Genomic DNA, 21,056 nt, shown 5'->3' with positions numbered 1-21,056 from the left:
TTATAGAATTACCTGACAAACAAACTATTAAGAATTAATAGAAGCCTCAGTAATTACTAGCGAAACGTCGAGGTGCTTCAGCATCAATTTCGTACAGTCCATTATTGCGTAAACAGGGCGTGCCGTATATCCTACTGACTCTTTTTTATTCTATAATGAGCAGAAGGTAAGGGAGAGTGTTTATTACCAAACCTGATGATTAGAGATTTTTTTGTTAATACGCATGAACTAAAACAGCTAAAGCGATGAGAAATATGAACAGCAAAACACCGATTTTTGGCATTCCGGCGAATGTATTGGAGGTAGTTGATGCATATAAACATCATAACAACGCCAATGATTTTTCCTTCGTTCAGAGTGCCTTGTTTCGCTTTACGGTTCCAGGGCTTTCTGGGGTACTACCCCAAGGAAAACGGCTCACGGCAGATGAGATTTCAACCATTCGTCAATTTCTTGCGACCCTGCCTCTTTCAAAACTCTCTGAGTTTCGGGAGGCACAGGAAAAAACTTTTCAATTTTTCCAAACTCCAGCGAACAAACAATGTCAGCCCAGAAGTTACTTGAACAAGTTTTTGGATTGGGTTGATGAGCAGAACTGGCTGGTTACTGGCTCGCTGAATGAAAGCGGAGGGAAGCAGGGCTATAGGTTTTATTTAAAAGGCAAAGGGGTGATGCAGCGAAAAAAATTAACTAATCGACCAGCCAATACTCTAGATAAGTTTGCTTTGAGCTTTGATGTAGAAGATTACTTCCCCGAATCTAGTGAGGAAGAGGAGAGCATTAAGCAAGAACTTGCCAGAATAGCTGGAGAAATCCAAGCCTTTGAAGATTGGATGAAAGTGCGTGGCTATAAGGAATCTAGCCGAAAAATCCGCCGCGAACACGCGAAAAGATTTTTAGGTTGGCTATACCGGGCTAAACAAATTCCTTTGGAGGAGTTATCCTTAAGCTCACTAATTCCAGTAATTCGATTGAAGTATTCCGTGGGCGAGTTCGACAGTTATGATAAGTGGATTTATGCCAAAGGATTGGCGATAGAAAAAGCTAGAGAAGTTGCTACAGAAACTGTAGAGAAGTTGGAAGACTACTTTAAATGGTTAAATAATCCGCCAAGTCCTGGTACAAAAGCAATGTACGTCGAGGGAGTAATATCCCTAGCGAAATTTCTTTATCGCGAACAGACAGATGAGGATTATCATGGGGAGTGCATGGATGTTCCTGTTGTAAAACGATTGAGAGTTTTCTGCAAGCAGCTGGACCAAGAAAAACGTAGCTCCCGTCCGGCGGTACCTTATCATGAGAAAGCTATTACCTGGGAACAAACTTTATTAGCTTTAGAAAAACTCAGGATAGAAGCCAATCTTACCCATGTTGACTCGAATTTAAAAAGCGGAATTCCTCAACTAAAAAAGCGCTCTATGCAGGCTAGAGCTAACTCCTTGATGCGATTCCTGATTTTTGCTTTCTTTGTACTGGTTCCCCCGGATCGAGGCCGAACATTCCGCGAACTCCGAATAGGCGAAACCTTCAAACACGGCAGTTTTCACGGGGATATTTTTATTCCCAAAGACCGGATGCTTAATCCTTTGGAAGCCCGCTATTACATTCATCTCCTACCCGACGATTACAAAACTGGCGATGCTTATGGAGAGTGGGTTGGCGAGGTTCCCAATACTCAATTTCCCGATGGTTCGTACTTTTACGATTATTTGAATCAGTGGCTTTACGATGAAGTCGTGAGCGTCCATCGACGCCATAAAATTACTTACAAAGGAATGAGAAGCGTTCTCCAGCCGGAAGAGCATAACTATCTTTTCTTTGGTCCCATCAATAAGAAGCCATTGAATGATGCTTCACAGATGACTTCAAAAGTTAGGTATCCAATTGAACGGCTAACTGGAACCCCGTTGGCCCCCCACACTTTAAGGAAAATATTCCGTACCTTCATTAAGGATAGATTGGCAACTCATGCAGAAGAGGAATCAATCGCATTCTGGATGAAGCATGACTTGCGAACGGCTAACAAAGACTACACTTTCCAAACCTGCCGTAACAAGTTGCAACCAGGCATTGAGCTAGCTAACCGGCTAAATGGAGAAGTTCTCCAACGAATCGCCGACCATTTGTAAGACGGGGACAGCGATCCCGGTGATTGTATTCATCACTTCTTCCATCTAAGACAGCCTTAGATGGAAGAAGGTACCAGTTATGATTTAGGAAACTTTTGCGATTCCATCTCGTAAACTAGCACCTTTTCAAATGCTCTAGCCACCAAAGTAGCAATTTGGTAGTTGTCTCAACTCCTGCTGTCGGAAAAGAAATTCTTTGTCGTGTTATCAAACTTATGTCGTTAAACTTTTAAATTGATGTGATTCTCATCTCACCTATGTCGTGGTGATAAAGGCTCTTTTGGGACAACGGCAGGGAGATTAAACCTCATGTATGAATGGTCAAGTAGCTTAATCCCATCTGTCAGTAGACCAGATGTGCTGGAGATCGAGGCTCTCCGCACTGCCAAGGGTGTTTCGTGGCAGACCTCGTTACTGGCGGTAAAGTGGTTTATCTATTTAGCCTGACCCGTTTAAGTGAGTGATCGCCTTTCCCCATCTCTCATTTACCTTTTTTCACAGCCAACTGGGTCACTGTCGCAGTCGAAGCCATGCGGGTCAGGCAGTAAAACCTTTCGACTCACATTGACTTATCACCGCGCCTCCCACTTTGTAGATAAAGTTGTTTCTTCTGGGGAGCAAGTGTTAAAGATAGCGTCTTAAGTGAGAGCTGTCCGCCAATACCTGTAAATATTTATACTTATCCCTTCTACTGAATGCGGTTGCAGACATCCTTTGTTCAAGGCGATCGCTACTTACAAAAACCAGCACCAATTGGGGGCATCAAAATTTCTTCTAATTTTGAAAATAAGCGGGCGATCGCCCTCAAGAAACCGTATTCCAATTAGTGCATAAAGGCGTCAGCCCTTAATGTTGAAGTGTTCACTCCACCTACTGCTCCACTATTTGAGGCGCGGGATAGTTCCTCTGCCATTAATGCATTACAGTTTCAGCCCGATTTATTTAGTTAAATCCTACTGCTGTCCCAAAAATTCCGCTCGTAGAGATAACGAAAGCAGAATTCATTTTTATGTAACTTTCTTGACAGTTTTTCAGAGACGCGATCGCTAAATATAAGACCAAAATCCTGTAATCATCGGGGCAAAATTATGGTCAGCACTATAGGCGAGAAGACCCTTGTACTCGGCGCGTGTCCTCACGATTGCCCCGATACCTGTGCCATGCTCATAACGGTAGAGAATGGCCAAGCCACATCTGTACGAGGCAACCCAGACCATCCTTTTACACGAGGCACTCTTTGCGGCAAAGTCAGCGACTATCTTGACCGAGTTTATAGCCCAGACCGAGTGCTTTACCCAATGCGACGAATCGGCCCCAAAGGTAGCGGGCAATTCGAGCGGATCAGCTGGGACGCTGCCCTTGACGAGATTGCCAACCGCTTTCAAGAAATTATTGCCCAGTATGGTGCAGAAGCCATCCTCCCATGCAGTTACCTAGGGCACGAAGGGCTTCTCAACGGTCTGACTGTTGGCGACGCCTTCTTCAATCGACTAGGTGCTTCCATCAGCGAACGCACCTTCTGCATTTCTGGAACTAGCACCGCTTGGCTGATGACCTATGGTGCAACGCACGGTACTGACCCAGACACCTTTTCCCACTCTAAATACATTATCTTGTGGGGTTGCAATGTACTCTCCACCAACGTGCATTTGTGGCCATTTATCAAAGAAGCAAGACAAAACGGCGCTAAGTTAGTTGTGATTGACCCAGTTCGTACCAAGACTGCAACGCAAGCAGATTGGCATATTCCGATTCGTCCTGGTACAGATGGTGCCTTTGCATTAGGACTGATGCATGTCATTATCAACGCAAATTTAATTGATGCGGACTATGTAGAAAATTACACCGTTGGCTTTGCAGAACTCAAGGAAAGAGTTAGCGAATTTCCACCAGAACGAGTTGCTGAAATTACGGGAATTCCCGCTGAAGATATCGTAACTCTGGCTAGGGAATACGCTACAACGCAGCCATCAGTTATTCGTCTGGGAGTTGCGCTGGAGAAGCAAGCAGGGGGCGGGCAGGGGATACGGGCAATTTGCTGTTTGCCTGCCTTAGTGGGTGCGTGGCGGCACTTGGGAGGTGGAATGCTACAGGCTCCTATGTGGCCTTTCCCCATTCGTTGGGAAGTGGTGCATCGCCCTGAGTTTATTAAGTCGGGTACACGGGTGGTTAACCAGTGGCAGATTGGTCAAACTTTAACTGGAGAACTGAATCCACCTATTAAGGCTTTGTTTGTCTACAACTGCAACCCAGTTACCCAAGCAGCTGAACAGGACAAAATTGTGGCGGGTTTGTCTCGTGAGGATTTGTTTACTGTTGTCAGCGAGCAGTTTATGACAGATACCGCTGATTATGCAGACATTTTGCTGCCTGCTACTACTCAAGTTGAGAATTTGGATTTGATGTTTTCATGGGGACACACCTATGTAACTTTAAATATGCCAGCGATCTCGCCTTTAGGAGAAGCCATCCCAAATATTGAACTTTTCCGGCGTTTGGCAACTCGGATGGGGTTTGAGGAAGAGTGCTTTAAACTTAGCGATGAGCAGATGGCAATCGAGGTTTTGGACTGGTCTGCACCTGCGCTAGAAGGCATTGATATGGATTTGCTCAAAACGAAAGGGTTTGCCAAGTTAAAAATCGACTTGGTTCCTCACTCTATGGGAAACTTTCCCACCCCTTCCGGGAAATGCGAGTTCCTGTCATCTATGGCTGTGGATAGTAACTATGTGTTACCAGCGTTTCGCCAAGGCTGCGAAGAATTTCAACCAGGAACGCCAGTAGACCCGTTGCCTACTTATACTCCGCAGCGGGAGTCACCGATTAGCAATCAGACGCTAAAAGAGCGTTATCCTCTAAGTTTGCTATCAGCTAAACCGCATCAGTTTATTAATTCTTGCTTCGCCAATTTGCCCAAGCACCGCAAATTACAGAGAGAACCAAGGGTAATTGTCCATCCAGCCGATGCAGCGGCTCGTGGTATCGTCGAGGGGCAGTTGGTGAAGGTGTTCAACGACCGGGGAGCGTTTCAGGTTCCGGCTCATGTTAGCGACATTACGCGACTGGGTGTGGTAGTTGCGCCTCTGGGTTACTGGCGCAAGCTTTCTCACGCAGCGAATACTGTAAATGCGGCAACTTCATCTGCTTTTGCTGATTTGGGACGTGTGGCGGCGGTGGGAGATTCTTTGGTTGAAGTTGTGATTGTCAGCTGAGTTCCCTCTGGTTCGCACAGTTCAAGAGGTTCAGCAGGGGGTCGAAAGTCGAGACAGCGATCGCTAGATTTCGGCGCTCCGAAATCTAGCTTCACTCGGTAGGAAGTCGGAAGTCGAGACAGTGATCGCTATCTAATCCCGTGGGATGCACGGCTTACACTATAAAAGGATTGCGAAAATTGAGCTGGCAAGGATCACGACTTATCTTTTCAAGACTGAGCCGGTTGCGATGAAGGATGCGATCTGCGCGATCTGCGGGGTGACTTATGCTTTTGAAACAACAAGCCTCATGGAAAAGCCGCAGGTGGGATGGCAAAAGTAGGCTAAAAGTCGGGAAAACCATGTATGACGATGTAGAACCTGATCTACCACCAGTGCGATCGCACTGCAAGGAATGTATGTGTCTAAGTATCCGCTTGGACACCACTGAGCACTAATTGAATTGCAGCTTCGGTATAACGCTCTATCATCTCCTGACTCAGTAAATCCTCATCTGGCGTGAGATGCTTCACGTTGTCATAAGCATTGGCATAGAACGTACAAATGCCAATAATATTGAGCGTCGTCATGTGAACATCAAGCGGGCGAAAAACACCCGTTTGCATTCCACGTTCTAGAACGCCTGCCAGTTGTGCAATCGGCTCCTGCCAATTAATGACTTTAAAGTACCGTCCCTGATTCTGAATTGTTTCCTGAAACAAAAGCATTCCCCGATTTCGGTTCGTGGTTTCGTACTCAATTGTGGCTTGAAGCAGTGATCTCAACGCTTCATTGGCAGGCAGTGCATCCAGGTTAAGTTGCTCAAACACAGATTGGAGAACCCCAGCCGGACGCTGCAATACGGCTTGATATAGCCCTTCTTTACTCTGGAAGTAGTAATAGATCATCCGAGGCGCGACTCCTGCACGAGTTGCAATTGGGTCAACCCTTGTGCCATGTAACCCGTGTTGAGCAAACTCAATTTCGGCGGCATCGAGAATCTGCTGCTGAGTTGTCTCGGCATCTCGAATCGCTCGCTTCGGCTGCTCTACGGATTGGACTTTACGCGCCATACGCCAGTACGTGGTCTGTTGATGTGAGTCTGCCTTGATCCTACTCGGTTTATGAAATAAACGTTCCATTAACGCTTGACAAAAGCAAGAGGTAGCCTTCATCTTTATGAAATAAACGTTTAATTCATAAACCGATGACACGATTTCTGATGGGCACGATTGCAGCGACCGGGCACGTCAATCCGGCTCTACCAATCGTGCGGCGACTGATTGAGCAGGGGCATGAAGTGTGGTGGTACACCGGGCATGGATTCAAAGAAAAGGTCGAAGCGACGGGTGCGCGTCACGTTTCGATTCAACGCGGGATTGATTTAACGCGATTTGAGACAATTCAAAAAAGTTGGCTGGAACAGCGCGATGCGCTCAAAGGGGTCGCGCAGTTTAAGTTCTACCTCAAACACGGCTTTATTGATGCAGCGGTGACGCAATTACAGGATCTCACTGATATCCTCAATGAATTCCCAGCAGAGATTCTATTGTGTGATGTGTTCTTCCTGGGAATGTCCTGGCTGTACGAAAAAACAGGTTTACCCTGGGCAGCGTTTGGGATGTCTGCTTTACCCTTTATGAGCCACGATACGGCTCCATTTGGCTTAGGAATGCAGCCGAACCCTTCTATGAGCGGACTGCTACGGAATCAGCTACTCAACATCTTCTCTCGTGCTGTATTAATGCGGGATGTCCGTATTCACTTAGATCGGGTTCGGTCTAGTATTGGCTTAGCTCCCAAAGGGCAAGATTTTTTCACGGCTGCACTTTCACCCTTTCTCTACCTTCAAGGAACAACGCCTTCGTTTGAATATCCACGGAGTGACTTGCCGCCCCAGGTTCACTTTATTGGCACTTTTCTGCCTCCGGCTCCCCCTGACTTCGTACCGCCCGCTTGGTGGCAGGAGTTGCAGGGTGAACGGCCTGTCGTCCACGTTACTCAAGGAACAGTTGCAACGGAAGCAAGCGATCTCATTGAGCCAACGATTCAAGCCCTTGCAGATGAGGAGGTGTTAATCGTTGCGACGACTGGAAAACAGCCGCTTGAGAGGGCCAAGCTCAAAGCAATACCTCAGAATGTGCGGATTGAACCGTTTATTCCTCATGCCTGTTTGTTGCCCCATGTGGATGTCATGGTGACAAATGGCGGCTTCAATGGCGTGCAGATTGCTTTGGCAAACGGAGTGCCGATGGTCACAGCCGGACAAACTGAGGAAAAACCAGAGATTTGCGCCAGAGTGCAATGGACTGGAACCGGAATTGATCTCAAAACAAGCACCCCAACACCCGCAGAAATTAAAAGTGCGGTGGAAACAATTCTATCGACTCCAACCTATAAGCAGAATGCCCAACGGTTTCAGCAAGAGATCAGGTCATATGATTCTCCAGCGATTGCAGCATCATTACTCGAAAATCTAGCAAACACAAAACAACCTGTGCTGAGCAAGTAACGGCAATCTCTCAATAAACACACTTTCTCCTGTTGTAAAAAATTTGAAAGGTTTTTGGATTAACGACACTAATGTGTTGATAGCGACAAATGATTTGTTATCTGATAACTGTTATGTTCATTCGTGCTTTTGAAATGTCTGATTGGGAAGACGTATCCGAGCTTTTTCTCCAACCAAAATGTCGGTGGGGAACCTTGCAAATGCCCTACCAATCGCGCGATGAAATCAAAAAGAAATTAGAAAGCCCATCAACAGGGATGTATCGTTTAGTAGCCGTTGTCAACCAGGAACAAAAACAAAAAGTTGTAGGATTGGTTAGTTTGCATACCTTCGGTGGGCGTCGGAATCATGTAGGCGAGCTAGGTATGCTTGTCCATGACGACTACCAAAATCAAAGGATTGGCTCTGCTCTTATAGAATCGGTGATAGACTTAGCTGAAAAGTGGCTTAACCTAAAACGCATCGAGTTGACTGTTTACACTGATAATGCCAACGCCATTCATCTTTACGAAAAGTATGGCTTTGTAATAGAGGGTACATTTCGGAAGTACGCTTTCCGCTCTGGTACTTATGTTGATGCTCATGCAATGGCTAGGATCACTGAATAGCATAAAATAAAACAAAGGAACAGCGAAGTACACTTTCTTTTGTTCAAAGTTTAATAAATATCAGAGTCCATCAATTTTCGTGAAGTATAGGCATCCGAGCGCATAAGCTATACATCAAAGGGATAGAAGGTATATCAGAGGGAGAAACCATGCGCCGTCCGGGTAATTCTTCCATTGTGTCAAATAACTTGCAACCATTAGCATAAGAATATTCTTTGAATACTTCTAGATTTAGCTTAGCTTCTAATACTGCTGTAATAATTTCTCCAGTACCCCATTGAAATTCATGAGACGGATAGGGATTACGAAAATTTTCGATTCCCTTTTCATAAACCCAAGGTGTTAGCCCACCAGCCGATTGTGCTACATAATCGCTGATGCCATCTGACCAAGTTAAGGGTTGACCGTCAGCAAAATAGGGATATTTTAGCGTCCCTTGTTCATCAAACATCATGGCAAATGGATGAAATTCAACTACAACTAATCGCCCATTTGGTTTTAGTATGGATGCGATACCTTTTGCCCATAAAGTAATATTAGATAGCCAACAGATTGCGCCGTAAGAGCAAAATGCTATATCAAAACGTTCGTTCGTGTTTGCTGTTTCTGCTAACCAATCGTAAATATCAGAACGATGGAATGTTGCATAAATGCCAGATTTTTGTGATAGCTTTTGAGCAAAGTCAATTGCTTCATCACTGATATCTACACCAGTTACTTTAGCACCCAGTTGTGCCAAACTTAAGGTGTCCTGACCTGCGTTGCATTGGAGATGAACTAAGGATAAGCCAGCGATGTCACCTAGCAGTTCTTTTTCTTCTGGAAATAGGGTACTGCCACCTGCTTTGAAAAACTTGGCTTGGTCACTTTTATGACTGTTGTGTGCTTTGGTCGCTTCGTTCCAAGATAAGCGGTTCTCTTGGTGTAGTTGGTTTCTATTAGGTACGTCTGCCATGATGTTTGCTTAGATGCTTCTGGGTTACTATTGGGATTGGTCAATATTAAAGATTTTAAGTCATATAAACTTAGCTTCGTTACATAAGCAATCGTAGACTTGTCAATCAGGACAGCCAAAAAAGCCTTAATTTATAGGCTTTTGAGCCTTACCGACCAAAACTTTTCCGTTGCTATAACTAAGCCAATAGTGGGGCAGGTCGGGAAAGTCATCTATGACGACTTGTGCTAAATGATGGCTGATGCAAATAGGCATGCTGTACCTAACGACTGATGGTTCTCTAGGTGGCGGACTTTTAGCAGCCGTTGCGTTCAATGCCCTGGTTGAATCCCTGTTAGAAAAGCCTGATTGTCCCTGTTCTCTCACTGTTCTTTGAGGTGGTAGTCTATCTAACTAAAGCTGCATTGTATACAAAAAGATTCTAGTGATCTGTGAGACAATCGCGTTCCAGAGAACTCTTAAGGTGGCACTGTTTTCGCTGGTGTAGCCTATTTCTAAAAGAGAACAAAGATGAGTACGACCAGGATATTCAACAGTTCTAAATTTTTGCAGCCAACGGACGGGGAGCCTGTTCGTTCAGTCGTTACAGAGTCCAAGGATGCTGTCGTTGTAGCCTGGTACATCAAGCCGGGACAGGAAATCCCCGCGCACATCCATCCTAATGGGCAAGATACTTGGACTGTTTTGACCGGGAAGGGAGAATATTATCTTGATAAAGCAGGCACTACGAAACCGATCGTGGCAGGAGATATAATAGTCGCTCATACTGGATGCGTGCATGGAGTATTCAACAACGGCGATGAGCCATTGGTTTTTATTTCAGTCGTGTCGCCAGCCGATGCAGGGTATCAACTTGTCTCGTTAGAAGATTCCTTGGCTTTCCATTCCTAACCATTCCATCCCCCAAACTGCATTCGACAGCGGATAAATTCAGGTGTAAGGGGTTCTCAACCCAGTCGCAGTGAGCGTAGTTTGCCTCCAAGCGACAATCTCAGAGAAAATGCTTAATGTCTAATGGGTAAGTGACGGACTCTTAGGAATCTAAGCTTTAAGGTTTTTAGGAAAGGGTTATTGCGATTACCCCAAGTTGCTGTACTTGAATTTTTGATAGGACTGAGTGTAACTAGCTACAACCCCTAAAATATGAATTGAATGCAGCGATATGACTGCGAGTAATTTTTCGATGCTACTCGGTACCCTGGCTCTAAAAGCCAGGGTATTTTTTATAGTTCGGTTCCAATTGGGACTAAGAGCATAATTTTTTTTCTTGTAAACGACAGCCAGTACGACGCAGCAGTTAATCATTCTGAGACACTATCCAACCAAAAACTCAAAATCCCCCCCCGGCATGACCGGAGGAATTCAAAAGCTATTATTTTACATATTCAGTTTTTAGCACTTCAGCGCTCTTTCTTTTCTTTTGCGAAGAGTAGCGGTAACGCCGAAAACTGCTAATCCTAATAGTGCTGAAGGTTCGGGAACAGGTTCAACGTCGGGAGGTGATACATTGCCATATTCAATATTATCTATGGCGTTAAAAGTTCCATCAATCTGCCGGTCTCCAAATGCCGAACCACTTGCAAAAATCACTTGGTCAAATGAGCCATTAGTTGTCACAACTCCAAAAAATCCCTTGGCACCTTCAGTTGGAGTAATTGTAATTACAGTTTGACCGGAAATGATAATCGAGGCAGCGTCACCCTCAAAATCGTAGTTTTCAAAGTCAAAGCCAAAGGCAGAGAACAAACCTGGCAATTTAATTGTTAGTTTTTCACCAAAGTCTAAACCATTTAGATTCAGTAGGGGAGTATTATCAATACCAGTAGCACCAGTAAACTCGTAGGCTTTAACATCTATTAGAACTTCACCAACAACCGGGTTTCCGCTAGCATTGGTACTTAATATAAGTGAGCCAGCAGGTCGAGAGCCACAACACTCACCAAGAGATATATCAGTGGTAAACGAATTAAAATCTTCTTTAGCGGTAGTTCCGCTAATAATTGCCAGCCATGATGCCCTGTCGTTATAGGTTTGAAAGGTCAAGGCATTGGCGAAGTTGCTAACACAACTTAGCAACACCGTACCAGTAGAAAGTAAAGCCACAGACACAGCGGTTTTTAACATAATAGTTTTACTTTTCAGGAAAATTTAGGTACTGACAGTGTTTCACGAAGGAACTGGCTTAGCAAGGCAGTTCTAGCTGTTCCAGTCCATCTTCATTAAATATTTAAAAAACACCTAGTTTTGTGAAGCCAAAAACACTGATTAGCATTAAAGACATCATGTAATTGGCTAATGGTACTTAAACGAAAATTCAGAAGCAATAAAGGTATAATCCAGGCATGGCAGATATTTCATGTTAAGGCTTGAGCCATGAAAGAGACAACTCCCGCCGCCATGTCTCCTTGCTTTGATAGATGATGCTAACGCTTTGATGACATCTTTACACAAACTCCTTTATCCCAATCGCGATATAAGCTATGACACTCAATTTATATTTGCTGCGACATGGAGAAACTACTTTTAGTCAAAGTGGTAATTTCTGCGGTGAAACTGATGCGGAGTTGACATCCGTTGGGATGCAGATGGCATCCAGTTTTGCCGATGTTTATCAAAAATTGCAGTGGTCGGGACTTAAACAGATTTCAAGCCCAAATAAAACCCAAAGCAGCTTTATAGGCTGAGAATACATCTCGATTAGCGTTCACCCACTCCATAAAACGGAAAGACATCGCTGTCCGAAACGCCTCTAATGCTTCAGTAAAGGTATTTAAAGGTTTGTTAGCCCAGCGCCTTCTTAAGCCTCCGGTTAAGGTGTGCCATAAAATAAATGTATAGGCACAAAACACAAGAATGAAATGACGCATTAAGCTACGAAAATCTCGGACTTGATATTCAGATAACCCTAACCATCCCTTTGCTTCGCGATAAAAAACTTCTACCCAATTCCTTTGAGCATAGGTGGTTACTATCCACTCGGCTGTAGCAATGGATGAGCCAACATTTGTAATAAAATAGTCAATGTCGCTGGCTTCACAGAAGGTTGAGGCATTCATGACGATAGCAATTGTTCTCGTTCCTTCGTGTCTTGATAGTTCAACTTCAAGAGTCGCCACCCAAACGGTTTTCGGTTTATCTAGATTGAGTTTAATAGGGATAAAAGCATCACTAGGCAATGATTCAGCTAAATAGCTCAAGCAAAGCTCTTCTCGACTATTTGCCTGTGTCTCAATTATTACCTTACGATTTTTGGCTAATCCACCTAAATACTTTAATTTCCTTTTTTCCAGTTCCAGCAGAAACGTTGTGTTATTTCCATAGCCAGCATCAATTAGCACGATACCGGGTCGATATCCTCGAACCAAGCTACGGTCAATTAAATTTAAGGCTAATTCCGGCTTCTTCTTAAACTCTTTGTCTTTTTTTCCTTCAGGTAAAGAACTAGCGTGTTGATATAACTCTATATCTAAAGGCAGGCTTTTTTTGCCATCATATAGATGAGTTGTTACCACCACTATCCCATTATCGGTTTTCCCGATTTCTCCAATGTATTGCCGCCCCACTCCTGCTGTAAAATTGCCACTTTTTCTATGTCCTGAGTCATCAACAATTAGGGTAAATCCACGACTAATCTTCGTTTGAGAACACTGATTCATTACCTCTAAGCGACGCTGATTCACCTGTTGGGCATCCCAAGGCGCTTCCGTCAAAAAATGGTGTAATCGGTGGTAAGTCACTCCCACCGCGTTATCCGCCATTTGAGACAGTTTTTTTCGTTCACTTTCCCCCAATAATCCGCTTATATAGTTCCTAAACTCCCGTTTTTGGGCTTGATGCGTCAATATATTATCAAAGCGTTTGCACCATCTATTGAAGCAAGGGGGCATGGCGGCGGGAGTTGTCTCTTTCATTTATCAAACCATAACGTGAAATGGTTGCCATGCCTGTATTATACCTTTTTAGAGTCTTGTTTTTCGTTTAAGCACCGTTAAGAGTAAAAGTGTAAAATCTCGGTGAGGATATCGCCCCGATTTTCTGGCACCCTCTATCAGCCGCCCCATTTCATCAGGTGTCAGATAATCTCGCTCATTATCTGGTTTGGCTTCCTTAATTGGGGGCTTTGGCTGGGTTCGCATAACAACTCCACCTAAAACAGTGTTTGGTCAGGTCAATCCAGCAACCCTAGAAGTCTAATAAACTCGTTAGTCTTTGGGGGTAACTCCACCTAAAAGAGTCCTTTTCGGTGGAGTCTAAACCCCTCATTCTGGCATACTGGATGCAGTAGTTGAGTAATGCAGTAACATGACCGTCATCTCTTTCGTCAATGAGAAAGGGGGCAGCACGAAATCCACGTCTGCTCTGCATTTCGCCTACTGGCTAGCTACCAAAAAAAAGAAAAAAATACAGGTGGTTGACGGCGACCCACAGCGTTCCCTCTCCAGATGGTTCGCCTCTATGGAAAGTCCAATCCCTGTCACTGCCCTAATAAGTCCTGACGAGCTACTTGAACAAATTCCAGTTTTGGCTAACTCCGTTGATTTCCTGGTAGTTGATGGAGCAGGCAGTTTAGCTGAATCGACCAGAGCGATTCTCTTTCGCACTGACTTGGCTGTAATCCCCTGCCAACCCAGTAAATTAGACCTGGATGCCGCCGCTGACACTGTGAGATTGATTAAACAAGCTCAGTCAGTTCGTGGCGGATTACCCAAGGCAGCAGTATTTCTCAGTCGCGCTCAGAAAAACACCCGATTAAAAACTGAGGCAATCTCTCTGCTTGAAAAGATCCCTGACTTAATATCTCTGAAAACAATCATCCACCAACGGCAATCAACCGCCGATGCTTTTGGTCAATCAGCGACTGTGTGGGACTTACCTGGCTCTGGAGCGATCGCAGCAACCGGAGAATTTGAGCAACTATTCAAAGAAATTCTGAGGCTGGTGCCATGACCAAAAAACGCTTGCCTCTAAACAATGACGATAACCTTGCCAAACAATTTGTCTACGGAGAACCAATCACTCCCCCACCCAAATCAAATAAACCTCAAGAAGTTGAACCTCCACCCAAGGAAGCAACAATCAGACTCACGGTAGACTTAGCCGAATCCATGCACAGAAAGCTATCAATTCTGGCAGCGCGAACTGGGAAGAAGAAAGCCGAAATTGTCAGAATGCTTTTAGATGAAGCATTGCAAGATGTAGAAGATTAATTACTGCATTACTGCATTACTGCGATACTGTTTAAACTTGTCCTGATTGGGAAACAGAAATTCTTAGCCCCTAGTGATCGCCCTCAGTTCTGGCAGAAACTGAGTAACCCAACTACAAGACTATGTCGAAGATCCCAGAGTGTGATCGCTGTTAGATCAATCCTCGCAATTTTTTATAGTGTGTGTCGTGCATCCCACGAAACCTGATACTGACCGCTGTCTCGACTTCCGGCCCTCCTGACGGTGAAGCTAGAATTCGGCGCTCCGAATTCTAGAGAGCGATCGCTGTCCCATTAAGAGCCTCATTTGGGTGTAAAGAATTGTGAGGTGTCTGCACTTACTGCCTTCTTACACCTTTGAAAACAGCATATTTAACCCTTCAGTCATTGTAGGATGAGTCAAAACTCCATCACGCAGAACGGTGTAGGGCATCTGAGCTTGCATCATCATCTGTACCATCGAAATCGCTTCACCCACTTCATGACACAAGAGTGAACAACCGAGGATACGACCTGTCTCGGTATCCACAATTGCCTTCATCAGCCCATCGGTTTGACCCTCTGTTACCGCTCGCATAATGTTTGAGGCATCCAGCTTCGCCACTCGGATTGCATACTCTTGTTGCTGTGCTTCGGTTTCGGTCAGACCCACATAAGCCAGTTCTGGGTCGATGAAAAGACAAGATGGCACCAAGCTATCGCGTGTACTGCGGTTGCCGTCATCAATCAGATTCGCTTTGACAATCCGATAATCATCAAGCGCCACATGGGTATATTGCGGCCCCCCATTGATATCGCCTAACGCCCAGATATTCCGTATGTTCGTTTCCAGGCGCTCGTTGACCCGAATAAATCCGCGTGCATCGGTTGCTACACCAGTAGCAGCTAGATTTAAGCTTTCGGAGTTTGGTGTACGACCGACGGCAACGAGCAAATGCGAACCTTGAAGTTCCATTGGACGCTCGGCGATTTGAAGAAGAAGTTTAGTTGCATTGCCAGAGCGCTCGACCCTTAACACCTTCGCCTTCAGCAAGAATTCAATGCCGTCTCGTTCTAGTAGTGTTTGCACCGCGATCGCAATATCTGGGTCTTGCTGTGACAGGATTTGCTCACTTTGCCCAATGACAGTGACGCGACAGCCAAAGCGCCGGAACATTTGGGCAAACTCCAACCCAATGAAGCCACTCCCAAGCACGATCAGATGCTCCGGCAACTCTTCCAATTCCATGATCGACTCACTGGTCAAAAACCCAGCTTCTTTGAGTCCCGGCACGGATGGAATCAACGGTCGCGTGCCTGTATTGATAAACAGTCGTTCGGCGGTGAGTAACCGAGTAGTATCCTCAGCTGTTGCCACTTCAATCGTTTTAGGTGCCACAAAGCGAGCGGTGCCAATGATCAGATCGTCCCCCAAAGCGGTGTGCAACTTGTCAAGATTTATTGGTCGCAGGGACTGCACGACCGATCGTTTCCGCTGAATCACTGCCGCCATATCAACCGTTAGCGGTGTCGTCTTGATGCCGTAGGCAGCACTGTGAAGCACAGTATTTGCCACCTCTGCACTTGCCACCATCGTTTTGCTGGAATGCAGGCAATATTAGGGCACGAGCCACCAATCATGTTTAAACTACGTTCCACCAGAGCGGTTTGGCGTCCGTCCGCAACCAGCGCTGGTGCCAGTGTTTTACCGGCTTTACCGCCGCCGATAATAATGTCGTCGTAGTATTGGGTATCCATTTCCATCTCCTTTGCGTTTGACGTTACTTCATTCGGCGATTGGGATTACTTCACAGCAGAGCTAACAGCAAAAATCTTTGAACTTTTTTCCATGTAAAAACTGTCATTGCGATCACCTGTGTATTCATGATTCCTGCTGGATTGTTGAAATCTCTAAAATGGCTTTTGTCGCCTGCATGATTAACTTGAAAACTGGTGGGATTGGTAACCGATTGCCTGCTGGATATGTGGTAAAACCAATTAGACAAACACCATTCCCACTTGGATTTTTCTGAGCTGTAAGTGCAACTGCCTCTGCAATTAGCATCGTTGATAGGCGTTATACCATTGCTGCTACAATCTCGTCCGTAGACAGAACTGCGTTGGCGATATACCCGAAATTAATCAGTGCGGCCTTGTAGCCGTCGCCCAGTTCCGGATGTTGAGGGGCAGCCGTTGCGTCTTTGATGACAAGCACCTCAAATCCCTGTTCGATCAAGTCGCGTAGGTGAGCTTCAACACAAATATTTGCCAGCATTCCGAGCAGAATGACTTTGCTGATGTTGCGCTTACGCAGTTGTAAAACGAGGTCATTGCTCTGCGGTCCGTAAGCTTTGTGGGGACTGACCACAATCGTCTTGCCATCTCCGATAAAGGGCTTGTAGCGATCGAGCCAGTCAGCACCAGAACCCAAGAAACCGTCCAGGCTCAACGCACCCCTGCGATCAAACTCCCTGGATTTAAGCATCATTTGCTCCACGGTTCCGGCGAATTTCCAGCCATAGTCGGTGGGGTAGTAATAGTGGGGGGAGATGAAAACCTCAAATTCATTCTGCTTTGCGGCTTTGAAGATGCGCTCAATGTTCTCGACGGTCTTGTTATCCTTGACATTGTTACCCACCAAGTCCCAGGAAACCCCTGTTTCGCTCAAGACATCGTTTTGCGGATCGATAACGACTACTGCGGTGTCATTGTTATTAATGTTCATGTCTCTCTTCGCTTGTTGATGTTCACGGTTCTCTTTGTTCTGGCACTCACGCAACTGGGTTTTAAAAAAGTACTTAACACGCGCTAGAGAATTTAATTTTTCATGCAAGTTCGCTGCATTAAGATACGGTTGTTTTTATACACCTCTAAAGTTCCAGACTGCGGGTTATCTAACGTGCCATCCCACACCCAATATTCATAATTTCCATTCCGAAACCTATACACCCGAACACCTTCCGTCGCTTGGCTAGTTCCTCCATCCAAACTTAAATTCCCGTTGGGACTGGTCGCACGATACAGCAGTTTACCAGAAGTATGATTCTGCCAAATATTAATGTTGTAGCCACCCCGGCATTTCGTACTCAGGATGATGCCAGCAGTAGAATCAGCAGACGCTCTTAAGGAAAAATTAGTTAAGACACTAATTGGCAGAGCCAGGAGTAACGCAGATATTTTTAGTAGTGTTTTCATGGTTTTCAAGAGTGTTGTAAAACTAATTAGACTAAAATCGTTTACATTTAATTGCTTCGACATTAATTCCGGATTGACGAGAAAGATGCCTTTACCAAAACTCAAATTACTGTTGAAAATTGTCGGCAATAGAGTAAGCGGCTATGGCTTTACCTTCTGAGATAATTCCCTCTACACCATCCGTCGGGTTAAACAGCAACAGCTTAACGGAAACGTTTTTCCGTATTCGTATATTTCGGTGCCTAGCTTGAAGTCGTCGTGAAGGAGTACACAGCTTTAATCCGTTGCGATGGACTTAAATAAAACCAGTATTCAGTGTTCGCTGGGAAGTCACTGTGGTTCATCTTCCCCGGATTAGCCCAATTCGCTGAAAAGGTCAGGTTTCGGTTATTGAAAGATACACTTTTTCAGAAGAGGGGAATGTGGTAATTCTCATGAACCCCTTTCCTTCTCAGCATTTGCAAGTTTTGTTCTGTACTCAGCCTTTGCCCATGTCTTTGCTTCCCCCTGTTACCAGCAGAGCACAGCGATTCCGATGTATCCGCGATGCGTTCACACTTCTCTATTGCGCGGTTGCAGCGTGTTCAATGATCTCGGCAACGGCGTCTGGATGGGAAACCATTACTACATGTGAAGCGCCATTTACTATGATCGTCTTCTTGGAGCTGGCGCGGTTCGCCATGAAAGAATGCACCGCCGCCGGAATGTTCAAGTCGCGATCGCCATAGATGAACCAGGACGGGGTGGACTTCCATGCAGGCGTGCCGGAGGCTTCATTAAACGCGGCTTCCATAATCGGACGCTGGGTACTAGCCATCAGTTGCGCGTCGTTAGCGGGCACATCAGCAGCAAACTGCATGTGGAACTTGCTCTGCTGAATATACAGGTCTTTGCCACCATCGGGCAGGACAACCGGCGGCGCGAGGGTCGGCGTGAGCGTGCTGCCCGGATAACGTCCTGAGAGTTCGGCGGCAGTCTCGCCTTCCTCAGGAGCAAAGCCAGCAACGTAGACCAGTGCTTTCACATTGTTGTTACCATTAACCGCATTGGTCGTTACCGAACCTCCGTAGGAATGTGCAACCAGCACGATGGGACCGTTGATGTCTTTAAGGACGCTAGCAACATAGTCTGCATCGCTTTTGACGCCACGTAGGGGATTAGCCACAGCAACCGTCGGGTAACCTTTTGCGATCAGTTTGGTCAATACCCCATTCCAACTGGAAGACTCGGCGAACGCGCCGTGGACAAGGACGATCGTAGGCTTATTGGCTTGTGCACTGGCACTATTCATGATGGCTCCGAGAGAAGTTATTGTAATGGTTCCTAAAAAGAGAATGACAATTAGAAGCAGGCGAATGCCGTTCTTGAAGGTGAGCATATTCATGTTGTGATTTCCTTTGAATTTATTTCGTTGGATAGGCTGCAACCGTGATGTGAGAAATTGACGGATGTGGGTTGCGATAACGAAGCGCTGCGAAGTGTCGATCGCATCATTTCACAGACCTGACTCATCGCTTAAGATCGGGCATTGTGAACGTCACTGTTTCGCTGGTGATTACTTTGTGTGTAGGGTCGGCTAGTTCGATCAGCACCTTGTGTGGACCAGGTTCCAGTCCGACCAGGATCAATGTTTCGCCGCTGGTGTCAACAAAGTGCCAGGGTGCGTCGTCAACAGTGATGTGGACATGACCAAGGCGTGGCGATACATCAAGGGCACCTTTACCGAACACCGGCAACATCCGCAGGTTCTCGGTTCGATACTGGATAAAGACGCGACCCTGTGACAGTGGTTCGGGAAGTGGTGGATCAACAATCAGCTTCGCTGGTGCTTCGTTTTCAATCGCGATCAATGGGGATGGACCGACAATATCCTTGGCGCTTGGGATGTGATTGTCCATAGCTGTCAGGTACTTGAGAATTGACCTTATGAAGTTCAATGTTCGAGATGATTCATCCTTTGCCCGAATTAGGCAGGGGTGAATTGCAGCCGTGACGAGAGATTAACTATCTCTGACTTACACAATGGGGATTGAATAAGTCAGAGTAGTTTCAAGCCTGTCATCTCTGAAACCGACAAGAACGAGGATTCATTGCAACTGGCGGTAAAAGAAACGATCTCATCCTATTGCAGATGTTTCTTCAACTCAGCGGCAGCCTGGACAAAAAGCGAACGCACTGCTGGAACCTCGGCTAAACCATTGAGCAGCCCAAAGTCATGAATCATGCCGTTGTAACGCACAGTTGTCACTTTTACCCCGGCTTCATCCAGCTTGCGTCCATAAGCTTCGCCACCATCACGCAAGATATCGCTTTCGGCAACTTGAATTAACGCCGGAGGCAATCCTTGCAGTTGCTCAATCGTCGCCTGTAGGGGAGAGGCATAGATGTCTTGGCGTTTTTCTGGGTCAGCGATGTACATGTCATACATCCACTTCATCAAAGGTGTGGTCAGGAAACGTTTCTCGCCAAATTGATGATAAGAATCCGTTTCAAAACTAGCGTCTACGATCGGCCACATCATAATTTGTAGCTTGATGTGTGGTCCTCCTTTTTCTTTCGCCTGCAAAGCAGTTACTGCTGTCATATTTCCGCCAACACTGTTGCCGACGACTGCCAGATTTTTGCCATCCACATCAATCTCCTCACCATGTTCGGCAACCCATTTTGTCGCAGCATAGATTTCATTGATCGCTTGCGGATACTGAGCATCTGGTGTGCGAGTGTAGTTGACAAAGACACCCGCAAACCCTGAAAGCACAACCAGCTCACGCACCATGCGCTTGTGGGTTGGGTAATCACCCAGAATCCAACCACCACCATGAATAAAGATGAAAACAGGCAATGTGCCTTTGACTCCTTCCGGTCGCACGATGTTGAGCGTAATTGAATAACCGTCAGTAGTAATTGTCTTCTCAGACTCTTCAATGCCTGAAAGGTCTACTGCAACGGAAGCCTGTGCATCCACGAGTACTTGACGCGCTTCGAGTGGAGGTAATGTCTCTAGAGGCGCACCTCCTGAATTCAGCACTTTCAAAAATGCCTTCACTTCTCTGGAAAGACGTGGATCATCTGCAACTTCCAAAATTTTTGCGGCTGGCGAGTTTACTTGAGCAACCATGACATTCTCCTTTGATAAGTAGTAAACAATCTGTTGAAATGACACTGTTAAGTGAGTTGATTTAACAGTGATGCTTGATCAGTAGTGGTTGTGGAATGGCAATCACTTTCTACTGACATCGTTTCCCAGCCAGAACTATTTGTTACTGGTGAAAAAGTTGTTA

Annotated in this window: 20 protein-coding genes and 2 pseudogenes; 10 read left to right on the top strand and 12 right to left on the bottom strand. The window is 45.6% G+C overall.

Annotated features, from left to right (window positions below; translation table 11 throughout):
• Nucleotides 1–254 precede the first annotated feature (254 nt).
• The 3 genes from NC996_RS12665 (at nt 255) to NC996_RS12655 (ending at nt 5,341) form a co-directional block, all read left to right on the top strand.
• Nucleotides 255–2,129: a hypothetical protein gene (locus NC996_RS12665; RefSeq protein WP_190690611.1), complete on the top strand. Its 1,875-nt coding sequence runs from the start codon at nt 255–257 to the stop codon at nt 2,127–2,129.
• 701 nt (nt 2,130–2,830) lie between these two features.
• Nucleotides 2,831–2,956: a hypothetical protein gene (locus tag NC996_RS12660; RefSeq protein WP_348259997.1), complete on the top strand. Its 126-nt coding sequence runs from the start codon at nt 2,831–2,833 to the stop codon at nt 2,954–2,956.
• Nucleotides 2,957–3,217: 261 nt separating this feature from the next.
• Nucleotides 3,218–5,341, top strand: a complete 2,124-nt coding sequence (locus NC996_RS12655; RefSeq protein ID WP_190690613.1) for a molybdopterin oxidoreductase family protein — start codon at nt 3,218–3,220, stop codon at nt 5,339–5,341.
• Nucleotides 5,342–5,745: 404 nt separating this feature from the next.
• Here the strand turns inward: NC996_RS12655 and NC996_RS12650 are convergent, their stop codons facing one another.
• On the bottom strand, nt 5,746–6,393 hold the full coding sequence (locus NC996_RS12650) for a TetR/AcrR family transcriptional regulator (RefSeq protein ID WP_190690615.1): 648 nt from the start codon (nt 6,391–6,393) through the stop codon (nt 5,746–5,748).
• 134 nt (nt 6,394–6,527) lie between these two features.
• On the opposite strand from NC996_RS12650, the gene NC996_RS12645 reads away from it, so the two are divergent.
• Together NC996_RS12645 and NC996_RS12640 are read left to right on the top strand one after the other, a co-directional pair.
• A complete protein-coding gene (locus NC996_RS12645; RefSeq protein WP_190690617.1) occupies nt 6,528–7,832 on the top strand; it encodes a nucleotide disphospho-sugar-binding domain-containing protein in 1,305 nt (434 codons plus the stop codon).
• A gap of 113 nt (nt 7,833–7,945) precedes the next feature.
• Entirely contained in the window at nt 7,946–8,440 is a 495-nt protein-coding gene (locus NC996_RS12640) for a GNAT family N-acetyltransferase (RefSeq protein WP_199299807.1), read from the top strand.
• A 70-nt stretch (nt 8,441–8,510) separates the two neighbouring features.
• On the opposite strand, the gene NC996_RS12635 is transcribed toward NC996_RS12640, so the two are convergent.
• Complete coding sequence (locus NC996_RS12635) at nt 8,511–9,395, bottom strand: class I SAM-dependent methyltransferase (protein WP_190440682.1); 885 nt, start codon at nt 9,393–9,395, stop codon at nt 8,511–8,513.
• A gap of 226 nt (nt 9,396–9,621) precedes the next feature.
• Between NC996_RS12635 and NC996_RS12630 the strand changes: the two are divergent.
• Both NC996_RS12630 and NC996_RS12625 read left to right on the top strand, forming a co-directional pair.
• Nucleotides 9,622–9,771, top strand: a pseudogene (locus NC996_RS12630) (MerR family transcriptional regulator); the annotation flags it as partial.
• Between the two features lie 134 nt (nt 9,772–9,905).
• The gene (locus NC996_RS12625; protein WP_190690619.1) at nt 9,906–10,286 is read left to right on the top strand and encodes a cupin domain-containing protein; all 381 of its coding nucleotides are present in this window, start codon (nt 9,906–9,908) and stop codon (nt 10,284–10,286) included.
• A gap of 501 nt (nt 10,287–10,787) precedes the next feature.
• Here the strand turns inward: NC996_RS12625 and NC996_RS12620 are convergent.
• Nucleotides 10,788–11,519 (bottom strand): PEP-CTERM sorting domain-containing protein, encoded by a 732-nt coding sequence (locus NC996_RS12620; protein WP_190690621.1) that lies wholly within the window; start codon nt 11,517–11,519, stop codon nt 10,788–10,790.
• Between the two features lie 356 nt (nt 11,520–11,875).
• On the opposite strand from NC996_RS12620, the pseudogene NC996_RS12615 reads away from it, so the two are divergent.
• Nucleotides 11,876–12,025 (top strand): annotated as a pseudogene (locus tag NC996_RS12615) (histidine phosphatase family protein); the annotation flags it as partial.
• 15 nt (nt 12,026–12,040) lie between these two features.
• On the opposite strand, the gene NC996_RS12610 reads toward NC996_RS12615, so the two are convergent.
• Together NC996_RS12610 and NC996_RS12605 are read right to left on the bottom strand one after the other, a co-directional pair.
• Complete coding sequence (locus NC996_RS12610) at nt 12,041–13,306, bottom strand: IS701 family transposase (protein ID WP_190690624.1); 1,266 nt, start codon at nt 13,304–13,306, stop codon at nt 12,041–12,043.
• Nucleotides 13,307–13,354: 48 nt separating this feature from the next.
• Complete coding sequence (locus NC996_RS12605; RefSeq protein ID WP_190690626.1) at nt 13,355–13,531, bottom strand: hypothetical protein; 177 nt, start codon at nt 13,529–13,531, stop codon at nt 13,355–13,357.
• A gap of 166 nt (nt 13,532–13,697) precedes the next feature.
• Between NC996_RS12605 and NC996_RS12600 the strand changes: the two genes are divergently transcribed.
• Together NC996_RS12600 and NC996_RS12595 are read left to right on the top strand one after the other, a co-directional pair.
• Nucleotides 13,698–14,342, top strand: a complete 645-nt coding sequence (locus NC996_RS12600) for an AAA family ATPase (protein WP_190690628.1) — start codon at nt 13,698–13,700, stop codon at nt 14,340–14,342.
• Nucleotides 14,339–14,602, top strand: a complete 264-nt coding sequence (locus NC996_RS12595) for a CopG family transcriptional regulator (protein ID WP_190690630.1) — start codon at nt 14,339–14,341, stop codon at nt 14,600–14,602. The genes NC996_RS12600 and NC996_RS12595 overlap by 4 nt, the downstream gene beginning before the upstream one ends.
• Nucleotides 14,603–14,950: 348 nt before the next feature.
• Here the strand turns inward: NC996_RS12595 and NC996_RS12590 are convergent, their stop codons facing one another.
• The 7 genes from NC996_RS12590 to NC996_RS12560 all read right to left on the bottom strand — a co-directional run bounded on the left by NC996_RS12590 (nt 14,951) and on the right by NC996_RS12560 (nt 20,893).
• Nucleotides 14,951–16,156, bottom strand: coding sequence for an FAD-dependent oxidoreductase (locus NC996_RS12590; RefSeq protein ID WP_347277803.1), 1,206 nt, complete (start codon nt 16,154–16,156; stop codon nt 14,951–14,953).
• On the bottom strand, nt 16,102–16,338 hold the full coding sequence (locus tag NC996_RS12585; RefSeq protein ID WP_242037745.1) for a hypothetical protein: 237 nt from the start codon (nt 16,336–16,338) through the stop codon (nt 16,102–16,104). The genes NC996_RS12590 and NC996_RS12585 overlap by 55 nt, the downstream gene beginning before the upstream one ends.
• 319 nt (nt 16,339–16,657) lie before the next feature.
• The gene (locus NC996_RS12580; RefSeq protein WP_190690647.1) at nt 16,658–17,305 is read right to left on the bottom strand and encodes a cysteine hydrolase; all 648 of its coding nucleotides are present in this window, start codon (nt 17,303–17,305) and stop codon (nt 16,658–16,660) included.
• Nucleotides 17,306–17,397: 92 nt separating this feature from the next.
• The gene (locus NC996_RS12575; protein WP_190690631.1) at nt 17,398–17,775 is read right to left on the bottom strand and encodes a hypothetical protein; all 378 of its coding nucleotides are present in this window, start codon (nt 17,773–17,775) and stop codon (nt 17,398–17,400) included.
• A 562-nt stretch (nt 17,776–18,337) separates the two neighbouring features.
• The gene (locus NC996_RS12570; protein ID WP_190690632.1) at nt 18,338–19,159 is read right to left on the bottom strand and encodes an alpha/beta hydrolase; all 822 of its coding nucleotides are present in this window, start codon (nt 19,157–19,159) and stop codon (nt 18,338–18,340) included.
• A 124-nt stretch (nt 19,160–19,283) separates the two neighbouring features.
• Nucleotides 19,284–19,673 (bottom strand): DUF6130 family protein, encoded by a 390-nt coding sequence (locus tag NC996_RS12565; protein WP_190690633.1) that lies wholly within the window; start codon nt 19,671–19,673, stop codon nt 19,284–19,286.
• Nucleotides 19,674–19,897: 224 nt separating this feature from the next.
• Nucleotides 19,898–20,893: an alpha/beta hydrolase gene (locus tag NC996_RS12560; RefSeq protein ID WP_190690634.1), complete on the bottom strand. Its 996-nt coding sequence runs from the start codon at nt 20,891–20,893 to the stop codon at nt 19,898–19,900.
• Nucleotides 20,894–21,056 lie beyond the last annotated feature (163 nt).

Origin of the sequence: Trichocoleus sp. ST-U2 (genome assembly GCF_039961875.1) — a bacterium.
Taxonomy (GTDB): domain Bacteria; phylum Cyanobacteriota; class Cyanobacteriia; order Cyanobacteriales; family FACHB-T130; genus FACHB-T130.
Note: the sequence above shows the minus strand (reverse complement) of the source record. Positions and strands in the feature narration are given on the sequence as shown.